General features: G+C 47.3%; 17 protein-coding genes. 9 read left to right on the top strand and 8 right to left on the bottom strand.

Annotation, left to right across the window (positions count from 1 at the left end; translation table 11 throughout):
• Positions 1-11: 11 nt before the first annotated feature.
• Both ACWIP2_RS01670 and ACWIP2_RS01665 read left to right on the top strand, forming a co-directional pair.
• The gene (locus tag ACWIP2_RS01670) at positions 12-1,157 is read left to right on the top strand and encodes an aspartate aminotransferase family protein (protein WP_448518155.1); all 1,146 of its coding nucleotides are present in this window, start codon (positions 12-14) and stop codon (positions 1,155-1,157) included.
• Between the two features lie 70 nt (positions 1,158-1,227).
• Positions 1,228-1,803: a DUF3109 family protein gene (locus ACWIP2_RS01665; protein ID WP_448518154.1), complete on the top strand. Its 576-nt coding sequence runs from the start codon at positions 1,228-1,230 to the stop codon at positions 1,801-1,803.
• A 50-nt stretch (positions 1,804-1,853) separates the two neighbouring features.
• Here ACWIP2_RS01665 and ACWIP2_RS01660 read toward each other — a convergent pair whose 3' ends face one another.
• Genes ACWIP2_RS01660 through ACWIP2_RS01645 form a run of 4 tightly spaced genes read right to left on the bottom strand, consistent with a single transcriptional unit; the run spans position 1,854 to position 7,982 of the window.
• Positions 1,854-4,904, bottom strand: coding sequence for an efflux RND transporter permease subunit (locus tag ACWIP2_RS01660; RefSeq protein ID WP_448518153.1), 3,051 nt, complete (start codon positions 4,902-4,904; stop codon positions 1,854-1,856).
• Between the two features lie 12 nt (positions 4,905-4,916).
• Positions 4,917-5,960: an efflux RND transporter periplasmic adaptor subunit gene (locus ACWIP2_RS01655; RefSeq protein WP_448518152.1), complete on the bottom strand. Its 1,044-nt coding sequence runs from the start codon at positions 5,958-5,960 to the stop codon at positions 4,917-4,919.
• A gap of 12 nt (positions 5,961-5,972) precedes the next feature.
• Positions 5,973-7,331 (bottom strand): TolC family protein, encoded by a 1,359-nt coding sequence (locus tag ACWIP2_RS01650; RefSeq protein WP_448518151.1) that lies wholly within the window; start codon positions 7,329-7,331, stop codon positions 5,973-5,975.
• Between the two features lie 39 nt (positions 7,332-7,370).
• Positions 7,371-7,982, bottom strand: coding sequence for a TetR/AcrR family transcriptional regulator (locus ACWIP2_RS01645; protein ID WP_448518150.1), 612 nt, complete (start codon positions 7,980-7,982; stop codon positions 7,371-7,373).
• 231 nt (positions 7,983-8,213) lie between these two features.
• Between ACWIP2_RS01645 and trxB the strand changes: the two genes are divergently transcribed.
• The 3 genes from trxB (at position 8,214) to pheA (ending at position 11,575) form a co-directional block, all read left to right on the top strand.
• The gene (trxB, locus tag ACWIP2_RS01640) at positions 8,214-9,152 is read left to right on the top strand and encodes a thioredoxin-disulfide reductase (protein WP_448518149.1); all 939 of its coding nucleotides are present in this window, start codon (positions 8,214-8,216) and stop codon (positions 9,150-9,152) included.
• A gap of 71 nt (positions 9,153-9,223) precedes the next feature.
• Entirely contained in the window at positions 9,224-10,468 is a 1,245-nt protein-coding gene (locus ACWIP2_RS01635; protein ID WP_448518148.1) for a peptidoglycan DD-metalloendopeptidase family protein, read from the top strand.
• Positions 10,469-10,495: 27 nt separating this feature from the next.
• Positions 10,496-11,575: a prephenate dehydratase gene (gene pheA / locus ACWIP2_RS01630; protein ID WP_448518147.1), complete on the top strand. Its 1,080-nt coding sequence runs from the start codon at positions 10,496-10,498 to the stop codon at positions 11,573-11,575.
• Positions 11,576-11,582: 7 nt separating this feature from the next.
• Here the strand turns inward: pheA and ACWIP2_RS01625 are convergent, their stop codons facing one another.
• On the bottom strand, positions 11,583-12,218 hold the full coding sequence (locus ACWIP2_RS01625) for a MarC family protein (protein WP_448518146.1): 636 nt from the start codon (positions 12,216-12,218) through the stop codon (positions 11,583-11,585).
• Between the two features lie 110 nt (positions 12,219-12,328).
• Between ACWIP2_RS01625 and ACWIP2_RS01620 the strand changes: the two genes are divergently transcribed.
• Both ACWIP2_RS01620 and ACWIP2_RS01615 read left to right on the top strand, forming a co-directional pair.
• Complete coding sequence (locus tag ACWIP2_RS01620; protein WP_448518145.1) at positions 12,329-12,823, top strand: 3-isopropylmalate dehydratase small subunit; 495 nt, start codon at positions 12,329-12,331, stop codon at positions 12,821-12,823.
• Positions 12,804-13,316 carry a hypothetical protein gene (locus ACWIP2_RS01615; protein ID WP_448518144.1) on the top strand — a complete coding sequence of 171 codons (513 nt, stop codon included), beginning with the start codon at positions 12,804-12,806 and terminating at the stop codon, positions 13,314-13,316. Before ACWIP2_RS01620 ends, ACWIP2_RS01615 begins: the two co-directional genes overlap by 20 nt.
• Before the next feature lie 9 nt (positions 13,317-13,325).
• On the opposite strand, the gene ACWIP2_RS01610 is transcribed toward ACWIP2_RS01615, so the two are convergent.
• Positions 13,326-14,033 (bottom strand): deoxynucleoside kinase, encoded by a 708-nt coding sequence (locus tag ACWIP2_RS01610; protein WP_448518143.1) that lies wholly within the window; start codon positions 14,031-14,033, stop codon positions 13,326-13,328.
• Positions 14,034-14,135: 102 nt separating this feature from the next.
• Entirely contained in the window at positions 14,136-14,270 is a 135-nt protein-coding gene (locus ACWIP2_RS01605) for a hypothetical protein (protein WP_448518142.1), read from the bottom strand.
• A gap of 86 nt (positions 14,271-14,356) precedes the next feature.
• On the opposite strand from ACWIP2_RS01605, the gene ACWIP2_RS01600 reads away from it, so the two are divergent.
• Together ACWIP2_RS01600 and ACWIP2_RS01595 are read left to right on the top strand one after the other, a co-directional pair.
• Entirely contained in the window at positions 14,357-15,481 is a 1,125-nt protein-coding gene (locus ACWIP2_RS01600) for a hypothetical protein (protein ID WP_448518141.1), read from the top strand.
• Between the two features lie 14 nt (positions 15,482-15,495).
• Positions 15,496-17,187 carry a GAF domain-containing protein gene (locus ACWIP2_RS01595; RefSeq protein WP_448518140.1) on the top strand — a complete coding sequence of 564 codons (1,692 nt, stop codon included), beginning with the start codon at positions 15,496-15,498 and terminating at the stop codon, positions 17,185-17,187.
• Here ACWIP2_RS01595 and ACWIP2_RS01590 read toward each other — a convergent pair.
• Positions 17,184-17,654, bottom strand: a complete 471-nt coding sequence (locus ACWIP2_RS01590; protein ID WP_448518139.1) for a flavin reductase family protein — start codon at positions 17,652-17,654, stop codon at positions 17,184-17,186. The two genes, ACWIP2_RS01595 and ACWIP2_RS01590, sit on opposite strands and share 4 nt — an antisense overlap.
• Positions 17,655-17,658 lie beyond the last annotated feature (4 nt).

Below are 17,658 nucleotides of genomic sequence, written 5' to 3'. Positions count from 1 at the left end.
GAACGATTGTCATGCACCTTTTTGACGTTTATCAACTCAACCCAATTGCGCCTGTCCGCGCTTTGGGTTCGCGCCTCTGGGATGAGGCTGGCGTTGAATACTTAGATTTGTACGGTGGTCATGCCGTCATTTCTATTGGTCATACGCATCCGCACTATGTCAAGCGCATTAGCGAACAACTAAATAAAATCGGATTTTATTCCAATTCTATCATCAATCCTGTACAGGAAGCCTTTGCCAAAAAGCTGGGCGAAATGTGCGGGCATCCCGATTTCGCGCTGTTTATGTGCAATTCGGGCGCAGAAGCCAACGAAAATGCCCTGAAAGTGGCTTCGTTTTACAACGGACGAACCAAAATTGTCGTGCTGAAAGGCTCGTTTCACGGGCGCACAGCGGGCGTAGTAGCCGCTACGGACAACCCTACCATCGTTGCGCCGATTAACTTTAACCAACACGTCGTTTTTATCCCACACAACGATATTGCAGCGCTGGAAGCGGCTGTTGACGATGAAACCTGCGCTGTTATGATTGAAGGTATGCAGGGAGTCGGTGGTGTGCATGTGGCAAGCGACGAGTTTTGGCAAACTGCCCGCCGCCTTTGCGATGCGCACAATGCCGTGCTGATTTCCGACAGCGTGCAGTGTGGCTACGGACGCTCCGGCAAGTTCTTCTCACACCAATTCAGCGGCGTAGAACCTGACCTGATTTCTGTCGCCAAAGGCATGGGTAACGGTTTCCCTGTGGCGGGCTTGCTGATTCACCCGAAATTCAAGCCCAAATACGGCATGTTGGGCACTACTTTCGGCGGCAATCATCTGGCTTGTGCGGCTGCGCTGGCAGTCTTGGAAGTTATGGAAGCCGAAAACCTGATAGCACACGCTGCCGAAATGGGCGAGTACCTCAAATCTGCCATCAGCCAAATGCCCGGCGTGGCAACAGTGCGCGGCAGAGGGCTGATGCTCGGCGTGGTGCTGGAAATCCCTTGCGGCGCTGTGCGCGACGAACTGCTCTACAAGCACCACATTTTCACAGGCTCTTCTTCCGATAAGTTTACCATGCGCCTGCTGCCGGCGCTCAACCTGAAAAAAGAGGACGCGGACGTGTTCCTTGAAAAATTCAGATTAGTGATGCAAAAACACGTGGCAACTGTGGCGTAATTTTGCTGTAAAATCATCCAAACCTGTCAGGTCTTGGAGACCTGACAGGTTTTTTTAAGCGCTACTCCTTATGTTTATCGTAGGACAAACCGTATTGAGCGACGACATCGCCGAAAAATTCTTCACATGTCACATAGAAAAATGTAAAGGCGCATGTTGCGTAGAAGGCGATGCCGGCGCGCCTTTGTCCGAAGACGAACTGCCCGTTCTGGAACAGATTTTTGACAGTGTGAAACCTTTTCTGACCGAAGAAGGCATTGCAGCCATTGAGTCGCAGGGGGCTCACGTCATAGACCAAGACGGAGAACATGCTACTCCTTTGAAACCTTCGGGAGCTTGCGCCTATGCCATCACCGACGAAAAAGGTGCGCTTAAATGCGGCATTGAGCAAGCGTACTTAGCCGGTAAAACCACTTTTCGCAAGCCGATTTCCTGCCACTTGTACCCCATTCGCGTTAGTAAGTTTGGCGACTATGACGCGCTGAACTACCATCGCTGGCACATTTGCAGCGATGCCTGCACATTAGGCGCTCAACTGGGCGTTCCTTTGTACGTTTTCCTGAAAGATGCGCTCATTCGCGCCTATGGCGAGAATTGGTATGCTGAACTTGTGCAGGCGATTCAGCAGCGGGCAGAGGTGCAGTAAGTACTTAATACATTTTGATGGATGTGAACGAAACGCCCGTGGCGTTGCACCTACCCTTCCCGCACCTGTACGCGTGGCGGTAGCAATTTGTACATCACGGGCGTAACCAATCGCGAAAGCAGCGTGGAACTGATCAAACCACCAATCAGTACCAGCGCCAAAGGAGAATACAGCGGACTAAATTCAAGCACCAACGGAGTCAGGCCGCCAATGGCAGTTAGCGAAGTCAGCACAATGGGTACAAAACGAATTTCACCTGCTTTTTGTATCGCTTCGTCTAATGGAATACCCTCTTCGCGGAGTTGATTGGTAAAATCTACCAGTAGGATGGAATTTTTGACTTCGATTCCCACAAGTGCAATCAATCCGATAACGGCAGTAAATGAAAACGTATTGCCTGTCAGCAAAAGAATCAAGATTGCGCCAATAATCCCCAATGGAATAACCGACAGCACGATAAAAGTACTCTTGAAGGTTTTAAACTCCAGTACCAGAATACCAAAAAAGCCAAAGGCAGTAATCAGGATAATTGTACCCAGCCCACCGAAACTCTTCTCTTTGTTTTCTTGCTCGCCTGCAACCATATAGGTGTAGCCCTGCGGCCAAGGATAGGCAGCCAGCTTTTGAACAAATTCGTTATTTACATTGTCCGTCAGATAGCCGGTGTTCAGGTAAGATGAAATAGTAACAAAGCGAGTCTTATTAAAGTGGCGGATCTGATTGGGCGATGTTTCCATCTGAATATCAGCGAGTTGCCGCAATGGAATAGATGTACCTTGTATGTTATTCACATACAGCCGCTCAAAAACGCTCAGATCCTGTACGCTACCCTTTCGGGCAAGAGTAACCTTGATGTTGGCTTCGTCGCCTTTGTCGTCGCGAAACTTCCCAATATTCAGCCCTGCGATACCCAGACGCACCATGCGGTCTATTTCACTGACAGGTACTCCCAAAAGTCCTGCCTTTTCTTTATTGGCAACCACACGAAAATCGGTCGGCATAGTTTTGATCGGATTATTGACATAAATTGTTCCGTCTGTAGCCAGCAGCATTCGCTCGACTTCGGCAGCAAGCATTTGCAGCGTGTCTAAGTTGTCGCCCATGATGCGGTAGGCAAGTGGGGCTTCCAGCGGTGGGCCTTGCTCAAAATCTTTTACCTCAATGCGGGCGTTGGGGTAGCTACCCAATTGCCGGCGCAGTACCTCAATCAGGGCCACTTTCTCGTCTGTGCTTTGGGTATTGAGTTGTACAAAAATCTGGGCAAAATTTTCAGCATCTTCCCGCTGAACTACATTGTAATAAATGCGCGGATTGCCTTTGCCCACATTGGTTGCAAAGTTTCTGATTTGAGGATGTGTTGCCAGTATGCTGTCCACATATTGCACGACCGTATCGGTTGCTGCCAGATTTGTCCCTACAGGCGTTTCTACGTTAATCAGAAACATGGGCTTTTCAGATTTGGGAAACAAACTGAAGCCTACAACAGGAATAAGCAGCAAACTCCCCCCAAAAATCAATGCGGCTATCAGCAGTGTCAGCGCAGGGTGTTTCAGCGCCCAGTTCAGTGCGCGGCTAAACGATCCGGAAATGATCCACTGCAAACCACGCATAAAAGGATTGCCGCTCTGACTGTGTTTTTCAGACAAGAGCCTCCCCGACAGAAAGGGTACGATGGTCAGCGATACGATTAAGGAGGCGAGTACCGTGAAAATTACCGCTGCAGGCATACTTCTGACAAAATCGCCGGCCGCTTCAGGCAAAAACATCAGCGGCATAAATGCAAAACAAAGCGTTGCTGTACAACCTACTACTGCCAGCCCGATTTGCTTAGTACCCATTACGGCTGCCTGCATACGGCTGTAGCCTTCGCGCATGTAGCGTTCAATATTTTCTACAACTACGATGCTATCATCTACCAAAATGCCGAGCGCTACGATCATCCCGACGATACTCAACTGATTGATCGTATAGCCAAACAAGTTGAGCAGGATCAGCCCGATTGACAGCGAAAGCGGAATGGAGATCATTACTACTACAGAAGCGCGGTAGCCCAAAGGCAGCAGCGTAAACAGCACCAGCCCGATCGCAATAAGAAAATCAATACCAAAACGAGAGAGGCGCTTTTCCACACTCTTGGTTTGGTCAAAAACTTTGGCAAAAGCAATGTTGGCGGGCAGCTCGCGCTCAAATTCGGCGATGATAGGCTCTACCATATCTCTGACTTTGAGGATGTTCTGTCCATCTTTCTGCGCGGTTGTTACAAAAACAGCGCGGTGCCCGTTGTAACGCGTCAGGTGCTTTTCGTCTTCATAGCCTAAGTAAACATCAGCAATGTCTTTCAGGTAAACAATCTTGCTGCCGTTGCTGCCGACAATCGTATTTTTGATTTCTTCTACCGATTCATAGTCGCCGCTCGACTTGACGTTAAACTTGCGCGTTCCGGCATTGATACTGCCGCCGGGGATGTTCAGATTTTCGCTTTGGATAGCCCCAATTACGCGCGATACGGGCAGATTTTGCTGTGCCATTTTTTCCAGATTCAGCACAATCTCTACTTCGCGCTCAGGGTAGCCCCATGTTTTCACTTTTTTGAGCGCTGTAATTTTCTCTAAGCGCTTTTCCAATTTTTCTGCCCACTCCTGCATTTGGCTGTAGGGAGCATTGGCGCTAATCAGGGCAAACTGATAAATATTTACATCGGAAGGCGATACGCGCCGAACTTCCATGCTGAAAATATCGGCGGGTAAATCTTTGCGTGCGCTTTCTACTTCGCGCACCATTTCTTGATATTTTGTATCGGGATCTTCGCTGTATAAAAACTCAACGTTGATAAGCGCTAATCCATCGTAAATGGTAGATTGAATGCGCTTCAGGTTGTCTAATTCGCTAATGCGCTTTTCTAAGGGATTGACGACCAGCTCCTCCATGTCTGCCTGACTGGTTCCGGGATAGACTACCACTACGGGGAACTGGGGGCTTTTCAGTTCGGGATCTTCGCCACGGGGCATGTTCAACAGCGTGAAAATACCTAAGGAAAAGATACCTAAAAATACAACTAAGGTAAACTGATAGTTCTTGACTGCATACTCTGAAATCTTCATGGCTGGCGCTGTTTAGGGCATGACAGAAATACGGACATTTTCGGTCAGGTAGGCAGAACCTGCTGTGATTACCTGCTCGCCGCCTTGCAAACCGCTGCTGAGGTAGGCTTCTTTATTGCGCAAAAAAGCAATTTTAACGGGTATCTTCCGCGCCTTGCCGTCTTCGGGTACAAAAACAAATGCCTCGCTGCCGCGCCCCTCGATAATTGCATCAATCGGCACAGCTACAAGCGAACTGCTTTGTGAAGGCGTAATTGTTACCGATGCAAAAAAACCGGCAACCAGCGCAGGTAAATCGGTATCGGTGAGTTTGATTTCGATCTGGTAGAGGCTGTTCATTGGGTCGGCAGCTTGCGCCAGATTGCTGACCTTTGCGCGCCACTCGCGCCCCGGATACGCATCGAAACGCACCACCGCAGGATCGCCGAGGCGCAGGCGCACCCAATCTTTGTCTGCAACGCCAACGCGGATCAGTTGGTTTTGGTTGCCTACCGCCTGAAAGAAAAGCACAGGTGTACCCGGCCCTGCAAACTCGCCTTCGTTCATCAGTTTGCGGATAATCTTACCCGATGCCGTAGCTCTGATTTCGGAATAACTCTGGTTGAAGCGCACTACCGCCAGTTGCTGTTGTGCGATATTGTAAGCAGTAGTTGCGTTTTGCAACTGTTCTAAAGTAGCTACGCTATCGCTGTAAAGGCGCGTGATGCGTTGCAAATCGCGCTCGGCCTTTGCCAAGTTTTCGGTAGCTTGTAAGGCTTGTGCATTAATTTCTGTCAGATCGAGCGATGCCAGCAATTGGCCTGCCTGTACGCTTTGCCCCTCTTCTACATAGATTTTGCGAATAATTCCGCCCGTTTTGAAGGACATCCGCGCCTCCGTTTCCGAAGCGACCAAACCTGCTGCCGCTACTGGCTCTGCGACCTCGCGGACAGTAGCCGAGGCAAGCCTTACGGGAATCACTTCACCTCTGGCAGGTACTTCGCTAACGGTGGCTTGCTTGTCTGCACAAGCCGCAGCTATGCAGGCAAGCAGCAAAAAAAAGCATATTTTTCTCATAGCCAAAAGATTTTACAAGGGATAGGTTGCCTGCGCCCGTTCAATTTCGGCAAGGCGGATTAGAATATTTTCCTGAGCGATTGATAGTTGGATTTGCGCATTTACCAATTGCGTTTGTGCGTCCAGCACCTCCAAATAGTTTGCCTGCCCCTCTTTGTAACGTTTGAACGTGTCGCCGTAGAACCTTTGGGCGGCAATCATCTGTGTTTCATTGGCTTTATAGACTGCTACTGCTGTCTTGTAATTATTAATGAGCAGTTGCAACTGCAATTTCAACTGATCCTCCACATAGCGCTGCTCTGCCTGCATGGCAGCCAGATCTTTGTCCACCTGCTTGATTTTATTGACATTTCTAAAGCCCGAAAAGATAGGAATATCAATCGTCAGGTTGAAAAGCAGGTAGCGCGTCTGGTCGTTGAAGGCGAAGTCGAAGCCCTGCGAACCCAGATCGAGTGCTACGCCCACTTTGGGCATCCAGTAGGCACGGTTGAGTTTGAGCGCCAACTGATTGATTGTAACAGCGCTTTGCAGTTTTTGCAGTTCCTCGCGTGCAGCAATTCCTACATCGGCAGCGCTAAGAACAGCCACACGGCCAACAAGCGTGGTATCCCTCAGGACTTCTGCCTCTAACTCTCTGTTGATCAGAAAGTTAAAATAGGCAATTGCATTGCGCTCATTATTGGCTGCTTCCTCTGTCTGTGCCTTTATGCGAGCAATTTCGCTGTCTATGCGCGATAGAACCGTCGCGTTGGCTACCCCATTGCGCACCAGACTTTCGTTGACGCGGCGATTTTCTGCCAGTAGCTCCAAGGCATTGCGGTAGATCGCCACCGCCTGCCCTGCCTGCAAATAGCGGTAGTAAGCAGTCTTAATATCAGCTACTAACTGCCGCTTGTACACATTAACTTCGGCTTGCTGTAGGCTGACCTGCTCTTTTTTGATCAGGTAATTGTAAGTAATTTCAGCATTAATGAGTGGCATAACTGCTCTCATGCGCACATCGTAGAAATTGCGCGGAAAAAATTGTTCGTCTACGTTGGCAATTTGAGGAAACTGGGTGCTATTTGTCAGTCGGTTGAGGGTATTGTAAACAGGGTTGAGCAGATCGCCCACCGGAAACTCAATCCGCCGGCCGCCCGTAGCCGTTGTATAGGTGCTGCCAACACTGGCCTGTGGCAGGAAGAACCCACGCGCTTCTTTGAGTGCATAGAGACTTTTTTCTAACAAAAAATTTTGTCGGCGAATAGCGTCGTTTCTCTCTAATCCTTCTCTGATATATGCCTCAAGGATACTTTCTTGCGCAGCTGCAAAAGCTGCGGGCAGCATAATCAGTCCAAGAACTAACACTGATATTTGTAACTGTCGGGTCATTGCTTACAAGGTGATAGGCAGGTTTGTCTATGGTACAAATCAGGTTTTCATCAGGTCTATCATGTTATCTAAAGATTGCTCCAGTAGCGGTCTGAGCGTTTCGGGCTGGTATATCAGAAAGCGGTCGCGAATCATCATCGAGGTAAAACCATGAATAAAAGACAGAATACTCAAAGCTGCCACATCCAGATTCATTACCTTCATCAGACCTTCGTTCATGCAGTCAATAATTGTTTTGCGCAAAAGCTCAAACGAACGCGGGCCATAGTCCCAAGCGGTGCGGTTTTCTTTTACAGCCTCCATTGGCGCACGCATAATAAACATCAGATCGTAGAGTTCAGGATTTTGAAAGGCGAAATCAATGTACAACTCGCCCATGCGCCGCAAACGCTGGATCGGGTGGCTCACTGCTTCTGCGGCTGATAAGTGCGCAAAAAATTGCTCAAACGCCCGCTCGTGAATAGCGTAAAAAAGTTCTTTCTTGTCTTTAAAATACAGATAAATCGTAGCGGGGCTGTATTCTATCCGCTCGGCAATATTGCGGATAGAGGTCTTATCGTAGCCTTCTTCTACAAACATATGCGTGGCGGTGCGCAGAATCAGATCGCGCATTTCCTGTTTTTCCCGCTCTTTTCTTTCCGAGACCCCCATCAATTAAACACTGTTGCTATTATGAACGCCGCAATTTTACTAAACGTTGTTTAGTATTGCAAATCACTATGTAAATTTTGCAGCGGAGGTATTCTTCAGCCTACTTACGATGTTTGTTTTAGTACACTATTCTTACTTTCGTTCGTTTTTATTCCAACGAAGAACTACTTTTGCAAGCATTAAATTTTCGGCTGTACAGAATGCAGTCGTCATAATTGGGAAAATAAACCTATGACCAGAGAAACTACCAAATGCCTCATTATCGGTTCGGGGCCTGCCGGATTTACTGCTGCTATTTACGCTGCCCGCGCAGGGCTAAGCCCGATTCTTTATCAGGGTGGACAGCCGGGAGGCCAACTGACGATCACTAACGAAGTGGAGAATTACCCGGGCTATCCGGACGGGATTCAGGGCCCGGAAATGATGATGGATTTCCAACGTCAGGCAGAGCGTTTCGGCACACAAGTACGCTCAGGGCTTGCTACTAAGGTTGATTTTTCCTCATATCCACACAAAGTGATCATAGATGATTCGCACATGATAGAGGCCCACAGCGTTATCATCTCCACGGGCGCTTCTGCCAAATGGCTGGGGCTTCCTTCCGAACAACGATTAAACGGGCGTGGTGTTTCTGCCTGCGCAGTTTGCGATGGTTATTTCTACAGAGGTCAAGACGTAGCCGTTGTCGGCGGTGGGGATACTGCGGCAGAAGAGGCTACTTATTTGTCCAAACTTTGCACAAAAGTATATTTGCTCGTGCGTAGAGGCGAGATGCGCGCCTCTAAGATCATGCAGGAGCGCGTATTCAAAACACCAAATATTGAGGTTTTGTGGCACACGGAAACCGTAGAAATTTTGGGCGAAAACGAGGTCGAAGCCGTGCATGTGCGCAATTTGCAAACAGGCGAAGAGCGCAAAATTCCGATCAAAGGATTCTTTGTAGCTATTGGGCATCAGCCTAATACTGATATTTTCAAAGATTTTTTGGATCTGGATGCCAACGGCTATATCAGAACCAAGCCGGGAACTACTCTTACAAACATTGAAGGCGTATTCGCCGCCGGCGATGCACAGGATCACGTGTACCGTCAGGCAGTAACCGCTGCCGGTACAGGTTGTATGGCCGCCTTAGATGCTGAGCGTTTTCTGGCTGCAAAAGGATTACACTAAAGTAATCTGTTGTCTCGAATTACCCCGATCTACAACATCTTGTGTGTGTCATTCACTACCCAACCTGCTTTATGAAAAAAAGCCTTGTACTTACTTTTTCTGTTTTGCTTTTCCTAGTAATGCCTGCGGGAATGCTGCTGGCACAGAAAAAAACGATAAGAAAAAGCAGTTCCGGCGAATTTACAGAGTTCACCATTCAGGACGGACGCTGGCGGCCCTCAGCTGAGGCCAATATCAATGGTAGGCATTCAAAAGCTACACAGGCAGGCAAGGAAACACAAACCCCATTTGATTCTCTGGTAGCCGGCGTAAGCGGCAGCCAAACGATCAACATAATGGCAACAGGTGGATCGAGCGGCATACAAGATGGCAATGCCGCGCAAACCGAACAAATGCGTCAAGCACTCAGGAGCTATCTGCAATCGAAAGGTTTTGATAATGACTCCCTGATCATCAGAGACTTATTCAACGAAAACCGCCCGCCGCTCGATTTCATAGACTTAGGTATTAAGCGCTCGATGCTGCGCGAAGACACAACCGATCTATACGACGTAGCCGAGGAAGACATCGTCATTGTTTCTGAAGAAGTAAACATAGATTCCACATGGATCACCATTAGCGACTACTACTCTATTTGGGACACAGAGGTTATCAACCCTTACCGATTCGACATCAGGCAGTTGCGTGATACTATCCCTTTGGTTTTGTTCGATTCGCTTAAAGAGCAGCGCTGGTCGCCGCCTTTGGCTACTATCAAACTCACCTCCAATTTTGGGATGCGCGGCTGGCGATGGCATCACGGCGTAGATCTGGACTTGAACACCGGCGACCCTGTCTATGCCTCCTTTGATGGTGTGGTGCGCATTAGGCGCTATGAACGCGGCGGCTATGGCAACTTTGTTGTACTACGCCACAGCAACGGATTAGAGACACTTTACGCTCACCTCAGCAAACACATGGTTCAGGTGGGAGATACGATTTCGGCAGGGCAGTTGATCGGACTTGGCGGGAGTACAGGCAGAAGTACCGGCCCACACCTACACTACGAAGTGCGCTACAATGGCTATGCCTTCGACCCAAAATACATCTATGATTTTGAACAAGGCGAAATTATCAGTAATATTTTTCACCTCAACCCTGGACACTTTCAGCACTTGCTCAATCAGCGACAAGTTGTTTCGCATATCATCAGAAATGGCGATACGCTTTCGCGTATCGCACAAAAATACCGCACCACTGTTCGCCAATTAATGCAACTCAACGGTATTTCGGCTTCTACCGTTCTACGGCCCGGTAGAAGAATCAGAGTACGCTAACCACCACTGTCCAAATGCTTAATTTTTATGGAAAAAAAGCTCGTAGCAATCAGAGAGCATATAGATGCGATTGATAACCAGATATTAGACCTACTCAACCAACGCATGAAACTTGTGCGCGAAGTAGGTCATCTGAAGCACAGCAGTAATGCAGTCATTTATCGCCCGGAGCGTGAAAAAGCAATCTTAGACCGCCTCAATAAATTCAATTGCGGGCCAATTTCCCAGCGGGCAATAGAGGCAATTTTCTTAGAAATATTTGCAGCCAGTCGAAATTTTGAACTCCCTGAGCGCGTAGCTTATTTAGGCCCTGAGGGCAGTTTTACCCACCAAGCCGCAGAAAGCCGTTTCGGCGCTATTAGCGACTACATTTCGCTAAGCACCATTCAGTCTGTTTTTGAGAGCGTGGAAACAGAGAGGGTGCGCTTTGGCGTGATTCCAATTGAAAATAACCGCGAAGGTTCGGTACACGAAACCATTGACCTGCTGATCAGCAGTGATGTGAGGATCGTGGCTGAAATCCCGATGGATATTCACTTTACCTTTGCCTCTATGGAGGACAGGCTGTCGCGAATCAAGAAAATCTACTCGAAAGACATTGCCTTCCGCCAGTGTAAGAAATTTCTCGACGAATACTTCGGAGACAGCGACGTAGAACTGATTCCTGTAGAATCTACCTCGAAAGCTGCTAAATTAGCATCGGAAGAACCGCACACAGCTGCTATTTGCGCCCATGTAGCTGCAACCATTCATAGATTGCCGCTACTATTCGAGAACATTGAAGACAGTTTTCACAATCGCACCCGCTTTCTGATCATCAGTAAAAATTTCGATAATCAGAAAGCCAACGGCTCTAAAACCAGCCTCGTTGTCAAATTGGACAATGACACAAAACCGGGTACGCTGGCCGGTTTCCTGAATGACTTCAACGAGGCAGGTATCAACCTGACTAAGATTGAAAGCCGCCCTGCCAAAGAGAAAGGCAAGTTCAACTACTGGTTTCTCATTGATTTTGACGGACACTACGCAGATGAGCACATTGCCCCCATCCTATCCAAGCACGGTGAACACATCAAACTGTTGGGTAGTTATGTAAAGTTGGTCTAAAAATCAGCTAAATCTTAAAAATTCCTTGCAAGATGGGTCGAAGTCCGCTGAAGAAAAACTCGACAGCAATAACCATCATAATCAGCCCCATCAGGCGCATGAGGATTTTATTACCCGTATCGCCGAGAGCTTTGCTGATGCCTGCCGACCCCCAGAGTATAAGAAACACAATACCATTGACAAGTGCCATAACGGCAATCAATACAGTTTTTTTTTCAAAACTGACCGCACTTTCCATTAGTACAATCGAGTTGGTGATAGCACCAGGGCCGCAGATCATCGGAATTGCCAGCGGGGTAATAGAAATATCGGTTACGTACCGTTTAACATCTTCCTCGCTTACTTTCATGCGAGAAATACGCGCCTGTAGCATCTCATAACCCATAGAGAAGAAGATAATCCCCCCCACAACCCGAAAACTATCTACAGAAATGCCAAAAAATTGAAATAACAGCTTGCCCGTAAAAGCAAAAGTAACCATCGTGATAAAAGAGGTCAGCGCCGCTTTGCGAGCGGTTTTATTTTTAGCAGTTTTGTCCAATTCTGCGGTCATAGTCATAAAAACAGGCATTACCCCAATCGGATTCAGAATTGTAAAAAACGAGGTAAAGCACAGCAAGGCAAAAGTTGCTAAGTCAGACATAGGTACGGATGGATTTTTTCGAGCCGAAATTAGACAAAAGCCCGCATACAACGGTTATTTTATTGCAAAGCCCTTAAATTTGAAAAACATTTTTTGTATCCGCGTATAAGATGACAATTCAAGGAAGAGCGCACAGCTACGGCGACAACATAGACACAGACCGAATCATTCCGGGTAAATACACCAAAACATTGGATATCAGCCAGTTGGCTGCGCATGTACTGGAAGATCTGGATCCTGAGTTTCGCCAACGCATGCAAGTTGGAGATATTATTGCCGGTGGCAACAATTTTGGTTGCGGCTCCTCGCGCGAGCAAGCGCCCATAGCTATCAAAGCAGCAGGCGTTTCGGTAGTTATTGCCCGATTCTTTGCACGCATTTTCTATCGCAATGCCATTAACATTGGCTTGCCGCTGCTCGAAGTTCCCGATCACGATATCCAAACAGGGCATATCTTAGAAATAAACCTTGCTGAGGGCAAAGTGCATAACAAAACTACAGGCAAAATGCACCACGCTGCCCCATTGCCACAGGTGATGATAGATATTCTGGCAGAAGGCGGATTAGTTAACTACCTGCGACGGCATGGGGATTATAAACTTTAGATACAAGACAGTCAGCGGACAGTTGCAACGGCAGTGGCGCTATCACTACACCTACTACTACCCGTGGTTGCAGCAGCATGAGAATACTATCTGCGACTATCATACCGACGGGGGGCAATACTTCAAGCTCACAGCCAAACGCTTGCAAATAAAAGCCAAAAATCTAAGGCGCGATTTGCCATTGCAAAAGATCAAGGCTCTTACCTTACAATTCAGGCGATTAACCCTTCCTCTGATTGTAGGTGCTGTTGTAGGATCCTTTGCCGCGCTGGCTACTTACAAGGATATATTAGACTACTGGATAGGCATATCGCTGGCAATTAGCGGCTTTACATTGGCCTACTACGGCTGGTTAGGTAGTTGGCAGATCAACGTTGAACTGGTAGGGCAGCACACCCTACGATACTTTACCGACCGCCGAACGCCTCGCTTGGACGAGTTCATCCGCACTGCTAACCGACAGTTGGCATGGTTCAAAGTAGAGCAGCTATAGTTGCAGCAACTATTGTGCTTTGCGCGCCGCCAGCCTGCCGTCAATCAGATCAAGAATGTATTGCAAATCTTCGTCACTCTTGCGCCAGTCCAGATGGTTGGCATTGATCGTGAGCAGTTCAGAAAAATTATAGTGCTTGAAATAAGTAGAGTAGTGGTAGTTGAGCGCTTCCCAATAGTCGCGTGGGACGATTTGCTCGTAGTCTCTGCCGCGTTCCTTGATGCGCGAAATGGCATTGTCGGTCGTAATTTCCAAATAGACCATCAATCTAGGCGGGCTGACATGCTCCAACATATTATTGAGCAGTTCTTCATAAAGCGCAAATTCTTCCTGCGACATATTACCGCCCAGCATCAGCAGTTTGGCGAAAATTATGTCGCCGTAGATGCTTCTGTCCATCACGCAACCGCTCAATTCTGATGCCTGCTTGATCATACGGAAGCGCTTATTGAGGAAATATACCTGTAAAGGGAAACTGTATCTTTTCTGGTCGTAGTAAAATTTGTCTAACAGCGGGTTATCGTCTACAGGCTCACGGAAAAATTCCAGCCCAAATTCGCGGGCAACAATTTCACCAAGCGTGGTTTTGCCGGCACCTACAACGCCGTCTATACAGATAATGGCTTCCATTAATTGCTTGTTTAACAGGCTCTTGCAAAAAAAATACTCGTAGTACTGCTCCATTGGGTTGGCATCAGGGGCAACAAAGGTACGCAATTATGACTGAGCTAAAAAAGCCGAACGAAACTTGCTTGTTTCCATAATTTGATTAACTTGGTTAACTAATACCATTATGAATTGCATGATGGGTAAATCACCCTAGCGGGGTTCAATATCGGTAGCATGATAATTACCCTCCTGTGTCATTGCTCGATTAAGCGCTTCACCAATTGCCAATGGAGCAGAAAAAGGGGCAGGGATGACTTCAATGCTACTGCATGGTATATGATTCATTTTAGTATAATTCTCTGTTCGAGGCAGTTTATGCCTGCTGCATCTATCGAAAAACAAGTAAGTAAGATCACTAACCTATAACAGACATGAACAAATTTTTTGCATCCGCTATGCTTGCCCTTGTTACAGTTTATCGGGCAGCAGCACAAACCAATGCCACACCTCCCCTGCCCGATACAGGAATCAGCGGTGTTTACGAGGTAATGGTAGGCACTACGCAGCCGCAATATCACATCCGATACTTTGGTGAGTTTGGATTTCGCGTAATAGACAGTGCATCGCTGACTGCAGCACAAGCCAAAGCTATCTATGGGGTAGATTCTCCGCTGAAAAGCTATCGGCTGCAGAACGGCGAGGTGGACAGCCACGGGCTTTTGCGCCTGCTTGCATGGGAAAGACCACTTGGCCCGGGCGTAGGCTACAGCGTTCCCGAAACCATCGGGCAGCGCATGGCCGTCATGATGACCAAAGATATTACCCGCATTGTGGACATTTATCAGTTGGAGCGCGCCAACGGAGAAAAATGGCTACCTATTGAACCCATTTTTGACGACCTCTACAACCTAAGCAGCGGTAAACCCGGATTTTTCAACCGCCCTGCCGGAGTGCGCGAAACTGCGATCTACGGAGAGTGGTTCGTGCATGTATTCTATCAGCGATATGGCTACCAAATTCCGGGCTATGGAACTATTAACCCTGAAGCACCGCTGCAAACCAGTGAGTTTACACACCACGACTTTATCATCAAAGGCGATATGGCAGCAGTTACGCGTTATTACAGCGAAGCACTGGGCCTACAGCCCGAAGAACCATCCCCTGTAATAGACGGCGACTGGCAAAAAGGCCCCCGTCGCGTTTTTGACATGCCTGCCGGCTACAGCCATTACTATCGCGGATTTGTTTCGCCCAATAATATCTGCGGCAAGCTCAAATTTTTTGTTCCGCGCGCCCCCAAGCCCGATCGCAGCGAAAATCAACGGATTGGAGAACTGGGCATTACGCTGCATTCACTATATACCCCCCGCCTCGGGATGGTACATGACCTGATCAGGAAACAAAACATCCGCACTTCCGGTATCCAGAAAAACGAATTTGGAGAAAACAGCTTCGTTTTTACCGGACCGGATGGTGTAGCGTGGCAAATAATTGAGAAAACAAATACTAAATTTAAGCCCGAAACCAAACGCGAGTTTAAGCCTACCGGGCAATAAAAAATAAATAATATATGCGGCAACTCATTGTACGCTTGTCTGAAGCAGGGATCAACTATTTAGAGGGCAAAGAGACAGATCTGATTACCCGCATCAAAGTTGCTAACGTGAGTATATTGCTCATCATGTCGGCTTTTTTGACGCTGGGGATAGCGAGTGTTTTCCTTGTTCCTGCCATTTCTGTTAATATTATCATACAGATTATTGGCTTGATTGCAGCATACACTCTCAACTTTGTAGGTCAGCACCTGCTCGGGCGCATTCTTTTTTGTTTTGTGTTTAGTATCGGAATGTTCTTGCTGCATGTCCAAATAGTTAATGTAGGCGAAGAGTTGCTTCCTGCTACATTGATATTCCAAATGACTTTCTGGATTATTCCGCTTAACCTTTTTCATCCTAAGCGCGAACGTCTTTGGCTCATGCTTACGTTCTTTTTAAGCGTGTTTTTGGTTGCTATTCTGCCCTATTCGCTGGGAATCATTGAAGATCCTGCGATTAATATTGAGATATTTAGATACCCCTCCTACTTTATGATCGGAACTTTTGTTTCGAGTAGCGTTATTGCTGCCTTCCTGTTGCAAAGTAACACTTTTTATCAACAGGCAAAGCAAAAGTATATCCAGTCCCAAAATAATTTAAGCGCTCAAAATCAGCAGTTGATTGCAGAAAATGATTCCTTGAAGAAGTCTCTTTCCGAGTTGAGAGTCCTGCAAGCAAGCGAGGAGATACGCAAGAAAAGCATTACGTATCAGGCAGAGCTTTCTGAAGAGTTGCGCGCACACAGTAATGATCTGAAAATGGCTTGCGACAGAGCTATCTCTCTCATTACTCGTTACATAGATGCAAACGCAGGAGCTTTATTTCTGCATGAAGGCACGGCAGACAAAGGCTACCTTGAAATGGTTGCCTGCTATGCCAACGGAAGACGCAAGTATATCAATAAAAAAATTGCATGTACCCAAGGGCTGGTTGGACAGGCCTTTATGGAAAAAGCCTATATAGTAGCCAATAATATACCCGAAGAACATATCAACATAGCCTCAGGGCTTGGTGAGGATAACCCTACGCATCTGCTACTGATGCCCATGATTCAGAACAACGAAGTGTCGGGTGTGATGGAATTTGCTTCTTTCCGCCCCTTTGACCCGCTGGTGATAGAAATGGCAGAAAAACTTGCTAATTTGACAGGCTCTATTATCGTTGCAACGCGCGTTAATCAGCGTACACAAGAGTTGCTTGCACAAAGCCAGCACCAGACAGAAGACCTACGAGCAAGAGAAGAGGAAATGCGCCAAAATATGGAAGAACTTGCCGCAACGCAAGAAGAATTAGCCAGAATCAACGACGAATTATCTAACAAAAGTATAGCTGTAAGTATTCTACTGGCAACAGTAGAGATGGGAATAGACAAGAAGATCCTCAGTTGCGACGATAATTTTGCAGAGATGATGGGCTACACAAAAGAAGAGTTATTGACGCTTACACATCCCGATCTTGTACCTTTCGATGTTTACGATCGAACCGAATATGAAATCTGGTGGGATAGCCTGATCGCGGGTAAGGTATCCCATGATAAATTCATCAGGAAGACCAAGAGCGGTAAGAAAATCACGCTTAATTGCTGCTATCGCCCTATTTTCTCAAGCGCAACCAAAGATGTTATCAGGGTTGTAAAGTACTGCTACCCTATCAATTCAGACGCTTAACGGATCAAACCTGCCTCCTTTAAATAACGATGTGTAAGCACTTCTTTGTCAGGATGTAATACGACTTGCCGCAAAATACGGCAAGTAAAAATATCGTGGTCGCCTGAGTCGGCAGTGTCGTGTACTTGGCAGGCTACATAGCCGATCGCCTCGGTCAGGTATGGGCATCCGCGTTCGTCTAAGGCATGGGGCAGGTTCTTGAACTTATCGCTGTCTCTGCCGCTTTTCCTGCCTAATTTATTAATCAGGTTCTTTTGCTCAAGGCTCAGCAGATTGATATTCAGAATACCACTTTGGCGGACAAGTTCAATCGTATAGTCAATTTTATAGAGTGCAATGCTCAGAAAAGTTCCCTTCATACCGCTCTGCATCATCCAAGTAGCGATATTGGCGTTTTTCTTTTCCTTGAAAACAGTAGTTACCGAATGGACTTCGTAGTTTTTGAACTTGAGCAACGAACGTTTCATGCAA

It is taken from the genome of Rhodoflexus sp. (assembly GCF_053489755.1).
The sequence above is the reverse complement of the archived record's forward strand: the minus strand, read 5'-3'. Positions and strand labels throughout refer to the sequence as shown.

Coding starts and splice junctions, on each gene's coding strand:
- ACWIP2_RS01670 (WP_448518155.1), top strand. CDS start 12: ATGCACCTTTTTGACGTTTATCAACTCAACCCAATTGCGCCTGTCCGC.
- ACWIP2_RS01665 (WP_448518154.1), top strand. CDS start 1,228: ATGTTTATCGTAGGACAAACCGTATTGAGCGACGACATCGCCGAAAAA.
- ACWIP2_RS01660 (WP_448518153.1), bottom strand. CDS start 4,904: ATGAAGATTTCAGAGTATGCAGTCAAGAACTATCAGTTTACCTTAGTT.
- ACWIP2_RS01655 (WP_448518152.1), bottom strand. CDS start 5,960: ATGAGAAAAATATGCTTTTTTTTGCTGCTTGCCTGCATAGCTGCGGCT.
- ACWIP2_RS01650 (WP_448518151.1), bottom strand. CDS start 7,331: ATGACCCGACAGTTACAAATATCAGTGTTAGTTCTTGGACTGATTATG.
- ACWIP2_RS01645 (WP_448518150.1), bottom strand. CDS start 7,982: ATGGGGGTCTCGGAAAGAAAAGAGCGGGAAAAACAGGAAATGCGCGAT.
- trxB (WP_448518149.1), top strand. CDS start 8,214: ATGACCAGAGAAACTACCAAATGCCTCATTATCGGTTCGGGGCCTGCC.
- ACWIP2_RS01635 (WP_448518148.1), top strand. CDS start 9,224: ATGAAAAAAAGCCTTGTACTTACTTTTTCTGTTTTGCTTTTCCTAGTA.
- pheA (WP_448518147.1), top strand. CDS start 10,496: ATGGAAAAAAAGCTCGTAGCAATCAGAGAGCATATAGATGCGATTGAT.
- ACWIP2_RS01625 (WP_448518146.1), bottom strand. CDS start 12,218: ATGTCTGACTTAGCAACTTTTGCCTTGCTGTGCTTTACCTCGTTTTTT.
- ACWIP2_RS01620 (WP_448518145.1), top strand. CDS start 12,329: ATGACAATTCAAGGAAGAGCGCACAGCTACGGCGACAACATAGACACA.
- ACWIP2_RS01615 (WP_448518144.1), top strand. CDS start 12,804: ATGGGGATTATAAACTTTAGATACAAGACAGTCAGCGGACAGTTGCAA.
- ACWIP2_RS01605 (WP_448518142.1), bottom strand. CDS start 14,270: ATGAATCATATACCATGCAGTAGCATTGAAGTCATCCCTGCCCCTTTT.
- ACWIP2_RS01600 (WP_448518141.1), top strand. CDS start 14,357: ATGAACAAATTTTTTGCATCCGCTATGCTTGCCCTTGTTACAGTTTAT.
- ACWIP2_RS01595 (WP_448518140.1), top strand. CDS start 15,496: ATGCGGCAACTCATTGTACGCTTGTCTGAAGCAGGGATCAACTATTTA.
- ACWIP2_RS01590 (WP_448518139.1), bottom strand. CDS start 17,654: ATGAAACGTTCGTTGCTCAAGTTCAAAAACTACGAAGTCCATTCGGTA.